The organism is Devosia sp. SD17-2 (assembly GCF_029201565.1).
In the GTDB taxonomy this organism is placed as follows: Bacteria; Pseudomonadota; Alphaproteobacteria; order Rhizobiales; family Devosiaceae; genus Devosia.
In genome coordinates this window covers 1,140,010-1,151,116 of record NZ_CP104002.1, presented here as the reverse complement: position 1 = coordinate 1,151,116, position 11,107 = coordinate 1,140,010, and the positions used below count along the sequence as shown (strand labels likewise).

Below are 11,107 nucleotides of genomic sequence, written 5' to 3'. Positions count from 1 at the left end.
TGGGACCGGCAGGAACAAGTGCGTGCGGTCACTTTCGCCGTCATTGCCGGCGAGCGTGACCGATGCGCAACGCCGCCACATGGTTGACGTCGCCCCTCGGCCCGGTCCACCCTCCCTTTCATCCTTCCGACTACGCTCAGGACTGTCATGTATCAGCTGCTCGATCCCAGCCGCTTCGTCGTCTTCATCACCGGCGCCACCTCCGGATTCGGCGCGGCCGCAGCGCGGCGCTATGTGGCAGCCGGTGGCAAGGTCATCGCGACCGGCCGGCGCGAGGATCGCCTCGAAGAGCTGCAGGCAGAACTGGGCAAGGACAACTGCCACATCATCGCGCTCGACGTGCGGGATCGCGCTGCCCTCGAAAAGGCCATCGCCGATATTCCCGCGCCCTTTGACGCCATCAATATCGTGCTCGCCAATGCAGGGCTCGCGCTCGGCCTCCAGCCTGCCGCCGAGGCCGATCTCGATGATTGGCAGACGATGATCGACACCAATATTTCCGGCCTCGTCTATACCGTCCGCCTGCTGCTGCCCGGCCTCATCGCTCGTGGCGGTGGCCATGTGGTGACGCTCGGCTCGGTGGCCGGCGAATATGCCTATCCCGGCGGCTCGGTCTATGGCGCGACCAAGGCCTTCGTGAAGCACTTTGCCCTCAATCTGCGCTCGGACCTGCAGGGCAAGAATGTGCGCGTGACCGATATCGAACCCGGCCTCACCGAGACCGAATTCTCGCTGGTCCGCTTCAAGGGCGACGAAGGCAAGGCCGCCGCCCCCTATTCGGGCACCAAGGCCATGACCGCCGAGGATATCGCCGAGAGCATCTTCTGGGCCACATCCCTGCCCGAGCACGTCAACATCAACAAGATCCAGATGATGGCGACAACCCAGGCCATCGGCCCCTTCGACATCTACCGAGAAAAGTAGGAGCCATGTCAGCGCAGCCAGTGGTGCGTTGAATGTGTGTAATTTTGATGGGGCACTTAGCGTGCCCCATCCTCATGTGCCTGACCTAGTCACTGCCGGAAGGCGGATAGGCGTGCTCATTGCCCTGCCAGTCGCGGATGCTCATGCAGCCATCGCCGCCTGATACGCGGCTCTGCGCCAATTCGGCCTTGCCGTGTCCGCCGGGAATATCAAGCACATAGACGGGCTGGCAGAGGCCTGAAATCCGCCCGCGCAGTGCGCCCACCAGCGCCTGGCCCTCCTCAATCGACAGCCGGAAATGGCTGGTGCCCGGCGCGAGGTCGGGGTGATGGAGATAGTACGGCTTGATCCGGTTCTCGACGAAGCCGCGCATCAGCGCTGCGAGCGTCTCGACAGTGTCATTGACCCCACGCAGCAGCACGGACTGGCTGACCAGCGCCACACCACCGGCGATGAGGTTGCGGAATGCCTGCTGCGCTGCCGGGGTAAATTCGCGCGGGTGATTGGCGTGGACCGCCAGATAGGTGGTCTTGCCGCTCGCTGTCAGCGCCGCCACCATCTCGTCGTCCACCCGGTCCGGCTCGACCACGGGCACGCGGGTATGAAAGCGCACGATTTTGACATGGGGGATCGCCGCCAGCCGCTCCATCAGCGCCCGCAACCGGCGCGGCGACAGCACCAGCGGATCGCCACCGGTGAGGATCACTTCCCAGATTTCGCTGTGCGCTGCGATATAGGCCATGGCTGCATCGAGCTCGGCCGGGGTCAGCGTGCCCAGCCCCTGCGGCCCTACCATTTCGCGCCGGAAGCAGAAGCGACAATAGACCGGACAGACATGCACCGCCTTGAGCAGCACGCGATCGGGATAGCGATGGACAATGCCTTCCACCGGCGAGTGCGCCAGATCCCCGATCGGGTCCTCGCGTTCTTCTGGCGTCGACACCAGCTCGTCGAGCCGCGGCACGAATTGCCGCGCCATCGGGTCATCGGGGTCGTTTGGATCAATCAGCGCATGCACGGCCGGAGTGATGCCGATGGCGTATTTTTCCGCGACGGCGTCGAGGCCAATCGAATCGCTGAGGCCGGCGGCTTTCAAGCTTTCTATCGACTTGATGGATCGTCCCCCCTCATCCCAGCCGAAGTCGGAAGCTAATTCGGCGACCCTTCGGGCACCTTCTCCCTCGAGGGGAGAAGGGGGCTCAGTGCCCGTCACAGGAGTGGAGCTGCCCCTCTCCCCCTGGGGGAGAGGGTGGACCGTCCGCAGGACGGGGCGGGTGAGGGGTTGCTTTGCCGCGCCACTCATTCCGCCACCGGTGCCCACAGCACAGCCTCGATGCGCGGCGCGCCCGTCGCCAGCATCACCAGCCGGTCAAAGCCCAGCGCGACGCCGCTGGCTTCCGGCATCACATCCAGTGCCGCCAGAAAATCCTCATCGATCGGATAGTGCTCGCCATAGATGCGCTGCTTTTCCGCCATTTCGCCCTCAAAACGCCGGCGCTGTTCATCCGCGTCTGTGAGCTCTCCAAACCCATTGGCCAGCTCGACCCCGCAGGCATAGACCTCAAACCGCTCGGACACCCGCGCATCATCCGGCACACGCCGCGCCAGCGCCGCCTCGCAGGCGGGATAGCGGTCGAGCACGGTCACGCGTCCATTGCCCAGCTGCGGCTCCACCTTCTCGACCAGAATAAGGCTGAAAAGATAGCTCCAGCTGCGATCCTCGGGCACATCCATGCCCCGGTCTTCCATCTGCGCTGCCAGGGCCTCCCCATCAGGCACGCCCGCCTCGTCCATGGTGGCTAGCAGATCGATGCCGGCGTGCTGCGAAAACGCATTCGCAACGCTGATCCGCTCCGCCTCGGCCAGCGGATCGCAGAGGCGGCCGCGGAACTCGAACTGGGTGATCCCTGTGGTTATGGCCGCAAGGCGGATCAGCGCCAGCGTATCGGCAATGATGACGTCATAGGGCTCGCCGACACGATACCATTCGAGCATGGTGAACTCGGGATGGTGCAGCGCGCTGCGCTCGCGATTGCGCCAGACATGCTGGAGGCTGGCGATGCGCTGCTCCCCCGCGGCCAGCAGTTTTTTCATGGTGAATTCGGGCGAGGTGTGCAGATACATGGCCTGCCCCTCCCCGTCATTGCCGATCATATTGGTGCCGAATGCGTGCAGATGCGCCTCATTGCCCGGGGAGCGCTGTAACCCCGGCGGATCGACCACGAGGAAGTCGTTTTGGGCCAGCCATGCGCGCACCGCCGCATCGATGCGGTTGCGGGCGAGCAGGATCGGACGGCGGTCGGCATGGCGCTCGGGCGCCCACCAGGGGGAGGCTTTGGGTGCGGACATACGGGTTTCTGGCGCTCCGGTCTGGCGGTTTGGCGCGGAATAATGTATCGGGCGCTCGATGATACGTTTATCGGCGCGCGGGATGGCCCAGCCTCTAGTACGCGCCAGAGCTACGAACAAGGAAGAAATATGGTCAAGGTCATCGCCTCGTCCCTGCGCAAAGGCAATGTGGTCGAGCAGGACGGCAATCTGCACGTCGTCCTCACCGCTGAAAACGTCCACCCGGGCAAGGGCAACTCCATCACCAACGTCAACATGCGCCGCATCTCCGACGGCGTGAAGGTCATCGGCCGCTGGCGTACGGTTGAAATGGTCGAGAAGGCCGACGTCGATGACCGCGTCTACGACTATCTCTACTCCGATGGCGAAGGCCATCACTTCATGGAGCCCGCCACCTACGAACAGATCACTGTTCCCGACGACGTGATCGGCGACCAGGCGGCCTATCTGTCCGATGGCATGAAGGTTCACCTGATGACGTTCGAGGGCATTGCGCTCTCGATGGAACTGCCGCAGCGCATGACCTTCGAAGTCACCGAGACCGAGCCGGTGGTAAAGGGCCAGACAGCGTCGTCGTCCTACAAGCCTGCCACGCTCAACAATGGCCTGCGCGTCATGGTCCCGCCCCATATCGGCGCCGGCACCCGCATCGTCATCCTGACCGAAGACAACTCCTACGTAGAACGCGCGAAGGACTGATCGCCGGCCGCGCTCCGCGCGGCGAAAACGCTCCGGTGGAGCGTTTTAGGCGATCAGGCCCGAAGAGCTACGCTCGCAGGGCCCAGCCTCTCCAAGCACGCGATATAAAAAACGGGCCCCGCGGGGCCCGTTCTCATTTGTCGTCAAACTTCTGATCGATCTCGGCTTCCGCCTGATACCAGTGCAGATCCGACCGGTCCGAGGGCGTTCCATCCGCAAGCCAGCGATCATAGGCCAGCTGCCGGAGATACATCGCCTTGGCCCGAAGCCAATATTCCATTGCACGCCCCTCGGGGCGTCCATCCTGCTCCCACAGGAAATAGGCCGTGTCGCGGACGCGTTCGGCCAGGGCTGTGTTCTTGCGCATGTGCCGCTAGACCCGGAAGGGTGGGCGCAATGCCCACCCGTCTGCCAATCAGGCAGCTTTCTTGTTGGCGACGGCGGTCGCCAGCTGGGTCAGCTTCTTGTCGGTCGCTTCTTCTTCGGCAAGAGTCTGAGCGAAGAGATCGGCGGCTTCCTTGTGGCCGAGCTGCTGGGCCCAGGCGCGCAGTGTGCCATAGCGGGCAATCTCATAGTGCTCGACAGCCTGTGCGGCAGCGGCCAACCCGGCGTCCAGCGCCTGAGTGCCCTTGTATTCTTCCATGATTTCCTTGCCCTCATCGAGGATGCCAAGGATGGCGTCGCAGGTCTTGCCGCGCGGGCTCTTGCCCAGGATTTCGAACACGCGCTCAAGCCGTTCCACCTGCACTTCGGTTTCCTGGCGGTGCTGTTCGAAGCCGGCACGAAGCTCTTCGGACGTGGCAGCCTTGGCCATCTTCGGCAGTGCCTTCAGGATCTGCCGTTCGGCGTAGTAGATGTCCTTGAGGGTGTCGAGAAAGAGATCGTCCAGTTGCTTGTCAGCCATGTTGTCGTCTCCAGAATTTGATGGGGTAGTGACGCTGCTCCACAAACGAACCGGGTGCGGCAACGGTTCCTCCGCATAACAAATCGACTGTCCCCGGAACCCGATTTTGCTAGTGTGGTCGCAAGGAGTGATTGTGCCCATGTCCACCAGCCTCTACCCCGCCGATTTCTACGCCGATCGACGGAGCCACACCGCTCATGCGGCAGCCAATATTCTCGCTGCACTTCCGGCTGGACTGAAGCGCGACAGCGTTGCCGACATCGGCTGCGGCACGGGCACTTTTCTGGCGGCGGCGCTGGAGGCGGGCGCGTCCGCCGTCTACGGCATAGAAGGCGCCTGGGTCCGCCCGGACATGCTTGATGATCCACGGATCCATTTTACCAATCAGGATCTCGAACACGGTTTTTCCGGCGCGCAGGTCGATCTCGCCATGTCACTCGAAGTGGCCGAACACCTGACGCCGGAGCGCGCGGAAGGCTTTGTGACCGATCTCGTCGCCATGGGTCCGGCGACCCTCTTCAGTGCTGCCATTCCCGGCCAGGGCGGCGTCGGCCATATCAACGAGCAGTGGCAGAGCTTTTGGGCAGACCTCTTCGCCGCCCATGGCCGCAAGCCCTATGATGTGCTGCGCCCAAAACTCTGGGCCGACGAGGCCATCCCGGCCTGGTACCGCCAGAACATCATCCTCTATCTCGATGACGCCACCGCATCGGGACTTGGCCTCGTGCCGGAAGACCCGGACCTGCTCGACCGCGTCCACCCCGCCTTCTGGGCCCGCGCCAACCGCGAACTGGCTTATGCCAACGCCCTACCGGAATCAGAAGTGCTGCGGCGGCGGGCGGAAGAAGCGGCGGAGTGAGTGGCGGATACCCCCACCTAGCCTCCCCCTGACAGGGGGAGGAGCCTATCGAGTTTGCCACGCGCTATGTGAGCCACAGGCGCATCCCTCCCCCTTTTCAGGGGGAGGCTAGGTGGGGGTATTTTACCCCGCACTACCGCGCCGCCCAGAGCAGCCCGCGCTTCAAAATTGTCCGCACCTGCGGGATCTCCAGCTCATCGGCCGTGTGGCCGAGTGAGGAATAAAACACCCGACCGTTGTCATGGGTCGTGGTAAACACCACCGGCATCACCACATCCTTGCGCCACGGGTGGAATTCGCCCGAAAAAGTCGTCGTCGCCAGCACCTCAACGGCCGGATCATAATTGAGATAATATTGCTCGGATGTGTGGCTGAAACTCTCGATCCCGGCCATGATCGGGTGGTCGGAGCGGGTCACGTGGACTTGGTAAGTGATGATATTGCCCGGATGCTGCACCCAATAGACGCTGGCGGCATATCGGAAGGGCACGCTGGCCCGGAACGTGGTCGCAAGGCCCATGTGGTAGCCGGCGAGCCCCGTGCCGGCGCGAATGGCGCCGATGAGGTTCTTCATCTTCTCTGGCGCCAGCGTCCCATCGGTGATGACCGGCACGATGAGATCGTTCTCGCCGACATCTTCGGCACCCAGCGCCTCATAGTCGGGAGTAACGGTGACGGCGAAACCCTCTTCCTCCAGCAGCGCCTGCACCACATGCGCGCCCCGTTCGGGCGTGTGCAATTCCATCCCGCCCCAGACGACCAGCGCCTTCTTCCCCGTCATCTCACGTTCCTTTCCTAGAGCCCCAGCCCCACTGCCTCGGTCCGGTGCACACCCTTGGGCACGAAGGAAAACGCCTCGTCCATGCCCAGCAGCTTGGCCGCCAGATGCACCACCGAGAGCCACATTTCCGTGCCCTGCAGGCCCGGCGTCTGCCCGTCGGCAAAGGCGAAACCCCGGCCTTCCACCCAGCGCTCACCCGCCTGCGCAATGATGGCCCGCGCAATTTCCTCGGCCTCCCGCCGCCGGTGATCAGTCTGCATCAGGCACAGCAAAAGCGGATGGATGGTATCGAGCAGATTGCAGGCCGTGTAGGTGGCGGCAGAAAAACCGCCAAAATTGCGATAGTTGAGCAGTACGCTGTCGATCGCCGCTTCCGGTCGCGGCACGGCGACGCCGAACTGGGCATAAGTGCCGCGCGTCAGCCGGTAAAACCCGTTGACCGGCTGCAACAGGCCCTGCTCTGGCGTGGCACTGCCCCAAAGACCCGTGCCCCGGTCCTGTTTCAGCGCCAGCCAGCCAAAAAGCGTTTCCCGCGCCCGCCCGCTGGCAAAATAACGGGCGTTGAAATAAAGCGCCGTGCTGATCGCATCCACGCTGGCCCCTGCGCCCCAGGCGCGTGACCGCCAGGGGAGACTTTCGAGCCAGTCGCAGAGCTCCGGGCCAGCAAGTTCCACCGCCGAAATCGGGTGGAGCGGACGGCTGCCGAGCACTTCGAGCGCATAACCGGCCGAGAGCACATTGTAGAGCGCCAGCCCGTCATCGCGCATGGCGCCGCCCGGCGGCGGCGGCTGGAAGGGATCGGGGAAGAGCCCACTCGCCGGGTCCTGCACCGCCTGCAGCCGCGCGATCGCAGCCGCAACATCAAGGCCCGGCGGCAGTTCCCCGAACCCGGCCGCAATCTCGATGGCGTCGCAGAGATGGCGGTTGGATTTTCGCACGCTGCCATCATTCTCGCGCGAGACATATTCGTCCCCGTCCCGGTTCTGAGCCAACACATCGCGCCATTGTTCTTGCGCCCGCGCGCCCAGCGCCTGCAATTGCTCGCGCACGGCGTCGCTCCGCCCCTGCCCGCGAAAGCGCAGCACTTTGGCCGGCACGCCGCCGACGACCGCCATGGGCGGCACATCCTTGCTGACGACAGCCCCGGCCGCAATCACGGCGCCCCGACCCACAGTCACCCCGTCGACTACCACCGCATTGGCGCCGATCCACACATCATCCTCGATGATGATCCCGAGGCTCTCATGCTTTTGCTGGTGGATGGGCACATCGGGGTCGTCAAAACCGTGGTTGAAGCCGACAAGGGACACATGGCTGGCGATCCGCACGCCATCGCCGCAGCGCACCTTGCCCGAGATCATCGCATAGGGATTGACCGTGCAGTGGCTGCCAAAGGTCACATTGCCCCGCACCAGCGCATGGCCGGCAATCCAGCTTTTCGCGCCGAGCACCAGCCGCGTCGTAAAAATCGCGGCGTCTGCGGCCACATAGGCATCGGGGGCAAAACTGGCCCCTGCCCGCTCGACCAGCAGCGCCTGCCGCGCCCGATGCTCGACGCTTTCGATATCGTCCGGCGTGCGGTCCCAGGTCAGAAACTGCAGGCGGGCCTCGTGCCAGTCCCCCTCATCAGAGGCATTGGACACAGTCATGCCAGCCGTTCCAGCAATTCAGGCACCACCTCGTAGTGCAGGGGTTCGCCGCGCACATAGCGCTCGATTTCATCAGCCACCATCAACCCCAATCGCAGCCGCTCCGTGCCCACCGCCCCGGCGAGATGCGGGGTGAGGAAGACATTGGCCAGATGGTAAAGCGGGGAGTCTGGCGCAGGAATTTCCGGCTCGGTCACATCGATAATGCCGTTTATCCGTCCTGTTTCCAGCTCTTCGACCAGCGCCGCCTCGTCCACCAATCCCCCGCGTGCCGTATTGATGAAGGTCGTCCCGTCCCGCATCAGCCGCAAATGCAGCGCGCGGATCATGCCCCGCGTTGCGGGCAAGAGAGGCGCGTGGATGGACACCACATCGGACCGCGACATCAGCCTCTCGAGATCGACCAGTTCCACCCCGGAAAGCTCCGGATCATCTGCCCGCGCGAAGGGATCAAAGAGCAGCACTTCGATATCGAATGGCTTCAGCAGCTTGATCACGCGCCGCCCGATGCGGGACGCCCCGACAATGCCCACCACGCGACGGAAATTGCCGATGGGCTGATCCATCAGGGCATAGCTGGTCATCCGGCTGGGATCAGCGCGATAGCGGTCGCGCAACTCGAACACGGCCTTATTGGCAAAGAGGATCGCCGCCAGCGTATATTCGGCCACCGGCACGGCGTTGGCCTCCGCCGCATGCGTCACCCTGATGCCTGCCTCATAGGCGAGCGGGTCGACGGTGAATTTCACCGTCCCCGCCGCATGGGCGATGAGTTTCAGCTGCGGCATCTGGCGCAAAAGCGCCGGAGTGATCATCGGACAGCCCCAGCCGGTCACCAATATTTCCGCCTCAGCCATCGCGGCCCTGGCCACGTCAGTGGTCAGATCCTCAAACGGCTGGCGCGAGAGAATTTCGCAGCTCTCGTCAAGGCGATCGACCGTGGCGGTGTCGAACACATGCCGCGTCTTGTCTGGCGCCATGGCAAAAGCAAGTTTTGGGCGCATCAGAAAGTCTCCGGCACCATAATGGCGCTGACATCAACGCCCTCGCGGGCAAAAAGCGCTTCGAGCGCGGCAAGGTCGGGCGCCTTGGGCGGCTGGGCGAGGGCCGTTTCGGCCGCGGCACCAGCCGGAAGCGCCATCGCCGCCGTGACCAGAACAGTGGTCCCGGCCGGGATCTCGCCCCGCAATTGCGGCACGATGGTTTTCGAGACGATGAGATTGGTGTTGGGCAGCGCCCGGAAAGCCCGCCCCTCGCGCTGGCCGTCCGGCGACAAATCCACAATGGCGCTGACATCGGTCACGCTTTTGGCCACACCGCGACCGGGCTCGTCGATATAGGTGTCGGCGTTCTGGTCGGCACGACCAATGGCAAAGCCGCCCTCGGTGGCATGCAGCGCCCGCGGCGTCGTGATCTTGTGCACGCGGATATGCCAGGGATTGGCCGGGATCAGCCAGGTCTCGACCGTCACATCCGCCCAGGGCTTCCACACGGCGTGGAGCTTGTCGCCGGCAATTCTGGCGCTCTCATTGGTCTCGCGCACGCGATAATGGCGACCGTCATCGGAAAAGGCGAGCGCCCCGTCAAACGCGCCCTGCGGATAGGCCCGCTCATCGGCCTCAACGGAAAAGCCATAGCGCGAGGAATAGACAAACTTGGCGTATTTCTCGGTGCCGTGGCGCATCTGCCAGTTCTGCTGGCCGCTCGACAGCGCCACCACATTGCCCGGCGTATGCATCATCACCATGCCCGGATGCTTTAAGGGCACCGGCGCATCGTCGAAATTGGCCTCGACCTCTTCCGCCGTCCAGAAGGGATGGTCGGCCGGCAGCGCCAGCGGCAGGAAGGCTTTGAGCGCCCAATAGGGCGAGCCCGAGGAATTATAGCTCTCCGACATGAAGAGGTTGGGATAGCCATAGCCCACCGAGAGCACGCCATCGCGCGTTGCAATCGGCAGCTTGCTCCACCAGCGCAGGTGCCGGAGGAACTGGCCCTTGATGACGCCCCAGGGCAGCGCTTCGACATCGGCAAAGGCCAGCGCGCCCCAGAAGCCGCCACAGGCAAAGCGATAGGTCAGAGAACGCCCGAAGGCCAGCGTGCCGCCCTCATCGTCAAACCAGTGCTGGATATCCCGCGCAAAGAGCCGCGCGCGCTCTTTGTAGACGGCCACGCGGTCCCCGTCGCCCCGCGCCAGCTTGGCGTAGATCAGCCCATAAAAATGCATGGCGAAGGGGATGTAGTGGTCGATCCGACGGATATTGCCGTCGCGATACCAGCCATCGTCGATATAGAAATCCTCGAGCTCGGCCAGATATGTGTCCGTATAGGAGCGGTCGAATTCGACCCCACATTCCTCGAGCCCGAGATCAACGAGGATACGGAAGAACTTCCAGTTATTGGGCGCATAATCGAACTGGCGCGCATGCTTGAGATAGGCGGCCAGATTGTCCTTGGCCTTTTGCGGCAGCGGCTCCCAGACGAGGTGCGGCAGCATCTTCATGGTAAAGCCGATGGCCGCCAGCTCCACCTGCCGCTGGTCAATGCCGTTGACCGTCCCCCAATATTCGGGGTGCTCGGGATCGGTGCCATTGGCCAGACCTTGACGATAAAGCGCCCAATGGTCGAAATCACCGCCGCCTGCGGCCAGCGGCGTCAGCCCCCACAGCGGCCGGGCAAAGCCTTCAAGGTCGGCCGCCGCCCGATCAAAATGGGCGCCCACCGCGTCGAGCCGCACCCGCGCCCCACCTTCGGAGAAATAGGGCAGCAGCGGCGCAAACAGATCGCGCAGCCCCTTTTCGACATCGTTACGGCTTTTGAGCGGATTACCGGCCAGCGGATTGGCGGAAACGGGATCGTAGGTCATGTCAGCTCGGCATCTCTGTTGTGAACCGGAATGTCAGTGGTTTTTGGGAGGGCACAAAGGTCGGGGGCGCGAGCCGCAA

At 63.6% G+C, this 11,107-nt stretch carries 11 protein-coding genes; 3 read left to right on the top strand and 8 right to left on the bottom strand.

The features are described from left to right. The first annotated feature begins 147 nt into the window (after window positions 1–147). Entirely contained in the window at window positions 148–924 is a 777-nt protein-coding gene (locus NYQ88_RS05645; protein ID WP_275653978.1) for an SDR family NAD(P)-dependent oxidoreductase, read from the top strand. Between the two features lie 85 nt (window positions 925–1,009). On the opposite strand, the gene NYQ88_RS05640 is transcribed toward NYQ88_RS05645, so the two are convergent. Together NYQ88_RS05640 and epmA are read right to left on the bottom strand one after the other, a co-directional pair. Beyond that, a complete protein-coding gene (locus NYQ88_RS05640) occupies window positions 1,010–2,038 on the bottom strand; it encodes a lysine-2,3-aminomutase-like protein (protein ID WP_275654853.1) in 1,029 nt (342 codons plus the stop codon). 185 nt (window positions 2,039–2,223) lie between these two features. After that, the gene (epmA, locus tag NYQ88_RS05635; RefSeq protein ID WP_275653977.1) at window positions 2,224–3,273 is read right to left on the bottom strand and encodes an EF-P lysine aminoacylase EpmA; all 1,050 of its coding nucleotides are present in this window, start codon (window positions 3,271–3,273) and stop codon (window positions 2,224–2,226) included. Window positions 3,274–3,402: 129 nt separating this feature from the next. Between epmA and efp the strand changes: the two genes are divergently transcribed. Then, complete coding sequence (gene efp / locus NYQ88_RS05630; protein WP_275653976.1) at window positions 3,403–3,972, top strand: elongation factor P; 570 nt, start codon at window positions 3,403–3,405, stop codon at window positions 3,970–3,972. A 133-nt stretch (window positions 3,973–4,105) separates the two neighbouring features. On the opposite strand, the gene NYQ88_RS05625 is transcribed toward efp, so the two are convergent. Together NYQ88_RS05625 and NYQ88_RS05620 are read right to left on the bottom strand one after the other, a co-directional pair. After that, window positions 4,106–4,339 carry a DUF2934 domain-containing protein gene (locus tag NYQ88_RS05625; RefSeq protein ID WP_275653975.1) on the bottom strand — a complete coding sequence of 78 codons (234 nt, stop codon included), beginning with the start codon at window positions 4,337–4,339 and terminating at the stop codon, window positions 4,106–4,108. Between the two features lie 48 nt (window positions 4,340–4,387). Then, complete coding sequence (locus NYQ88_RS05620; RefSeq protein ID WP_275653974.1) at window positions 4,388–4,876, bottom strand: ferritin-like domain-containing protein; 489 nt, start codon at window positions 4,874–4,876, stop codon at window positions 4,388–4,390. A gap of 139 nt (window positions 4,877–5,015) precedes the next feature. On the opposite strand from NYQ88_RS05620, the gene NYQ88_RS05615 reads away from it, so the two are divergent. Then, window positions 5,016–5,735: a class I SAM-dependent methyltransferase gene (locus NYQ88_RS05615; protein WP_275653973.1), complete on the top strand. Its 720-nt coding sequence runs from the start codon at window positions 5,016–5,018 to the stop codon at window positions 5,733–5,735. 133 nt (window positions 5,736–5,868) lie between these two features. Here the strand turns inward: NYQ88_RS05615 and NYQ88_RS05610 are convergent, their stop codons facing one another. From NYQ88_RS05610 to NYQ88_RS05595, 4 genes are read right to left on the bottom strand one after another with little or no spacing between them, the layout of a single operon-like run. Further along, the gene (locus tag NYQ88_RS05610; protein WP_275653972.1) at window positions 5,869–6,516 is read right to left on the bottom strand and encodes a ThuA domain-containing protein; all 648 of its coding nucleotides are present in this window, start codon (window positions 6,514–6,516) and stop codon (window positions 5,869–5,871) included. Window positions 6,517–6,530: 14 nt separating this feature from the next. Continuing rightward, complete coding sequence (locus tag NYQ88_RS05605) at window positions 6,531–8,165, bottom strand: acyltransferase (RefSeq protein WP_275653971.1); 1,635 nt, start codon at window positions 8,163–8,165, stop codon at window positions 6,531–6,533. Beyond that, window positions 8,162–9,172 carry a hydroxyacid dehydrogenase gene (locus NYQ88_RS05600; RefSeq protein WP_275654852.1) on the bottom strand — a complete coding sequence of 337 codons (1,011 nt, stop codon included), beginning with the start codon at window positions 9,170–9,172 and terminating at the stop codon, window positions 8,162–8,164. The genes NYQ88_RS05605 and NYQ88_RS05600 overlap by 4 nt, the downstream gene beginning before the upstream one ends. Then, window positions 9,169–11,028, bottom strand: coding sequence for a DUF2264 domain-containing protein (locus NYQ88_RS05595; RefSeq protein ID WP_275653970.1), 1,860 nt, complete (start codon window positions 11,026–11,028; stop codon window positions 9,169–9,171). The genes NYQ88_RS05600 and NYQ88_RS05595 overlap by 4 nt, the downstream gene beginning before the upstream one ends. Window positions 11,029–11,107: the final 79 nt, after the last annotated feature.

Excerpts from the sequence above, each read along its gene's own strand:
- NYQ88_RS05645 (WP_275653978.1), top strand. The coding sequence starts at position 148 with ATGTATCAGCTGCTCGATCCCAGCCGCTTCGTCGTCTTCATCACCGGC.
- epmA (WP_275653977.1), bottom strand. The coding sequence starts at position 3,273 with ATGTCCGCACCCAAAGCCTCCCCCTGGTGGGCGCCCGAGCGCCATGCC.
- efp (WP_275653976.1), top strand. The coding sequence starts at position 3,403 with ATGGTCAAGGTCATCGCCTCGTCCCTGCGCAAAGGCAATGTGGTCGAG.
- NYQ88_RS05625 (WP_275653975.1), bottom strand. The coding sequence starts at position 4,339 with ATGCGCAAGAACACAGCCCTGGCCGAACGCGTCCGCGACACGGCCTAT.
- NYQ88_RS05620 (WP_275653974.1), bottom strand. The coding sequence starts at position 4,876 with ATGGCTGACAAGCAACTGGACGATCTCTTTCTCGACACCCTCAAGGAC.
- NYQ88_RS05615 (WP_275653973.1), top strand. The coding sequence starts at position 5,016 with ATGTCCACCAGCCTCTACCCCGCCGATTTCTACGCCGATCGACGGAGC.
- NYQ88_RS05610 (WP_275653972.1), bottom strand. The coding sequence starts at position 6,516 with ATGACGGGGAAGAAGGCGCTGGTCGTCTGGGGCGGGATGGAATTGCAC.
- NYQ88_RS05605 (WP_275653971.1), bottom strand. The coding sequence starts at position 8,165 with ATGACTGTGTCCAATGCCTCTGATGAGGGGGACTGGCACGAGGCCCGC.
- NYQ88_RS05595 (WP_275653970.1), bottom strand. The coding sequence starts at position 11,028 with ATGACCTACGATCCCGTTTCCGCCAATCCGCTGGCCGGTAATCCGCTC.